At 47.8% G+C, this 573-nt stretch carries 1 protein-coding gene; it reads right to left on the bottom strand.

Annotated elements, in window-relative coordinates; genetic code table 11:
* On the bottom strand, positions 1 to 570 hold a 570-nt coding region (locus tag ACTHUM_RS17985; protein WP_440403685.1), incomplete at its 3' end, for a CDP-alcohol phosphatidyltransferase family protein.
* Positions 571 to 573: the final 3 nt, after the last annotated feature.

Here is a 573-nt window from a genome sequence, read left to right as displayed (position 1 = left end):
TTTGTAGCAGGTATAAACCAATGCCGCGCAGGCCAGCCACATAAGGATATAGAAAAGCGAATGGAAGCTGCCGGCAATTGCATACCATACTGCCAATGCGCCGATAAAGAATGCGCGATCGCTTTTGCCGAATGGTCCGTCATAACGACGGCCGTTGCCATGGACTTGTCCAAAAACGCCGCAAAATTCAGTCATTGCCGCCAGCCAAATAAACAGGGCAATTTGTACGCCGCCGAAGGGCGCGATAAAGGCAAAAGGCAGATACAAAGCAGCATCTGCGGCAATATCAGTGATTTCATTCAAATAACCGCCTAATGCCGATTGTTGGCCGAACTCCCGTGCCAGCATACCGTCCATCGCATTCAGCGCCATACGGACAAACAACCAGATCGGTAAAAGCCAGAATAGTGTGGATACACCAGCAAACAATGCTAAAAGCAAACCGATCAAAATAGAAACGGCGCAGGCAAACAGGGTAATCTGATTGGCAGTAATACCTTTTTGATACAGTCGCTTAACAATGGGGCGCAATAGGTTTTGGAATTTTGGTTTCAGGGCGTAAATGCTCATGAT

The sequence above is a fragment of the Neisseria sp. P0021.S006 genome (genome assembly GCF_051956895.1).
The sequence above is the reverse complement of the archived record's forward strand: the minus strand, read 5'-3'. Positions and strand labels throughout refer to the sequence as shown.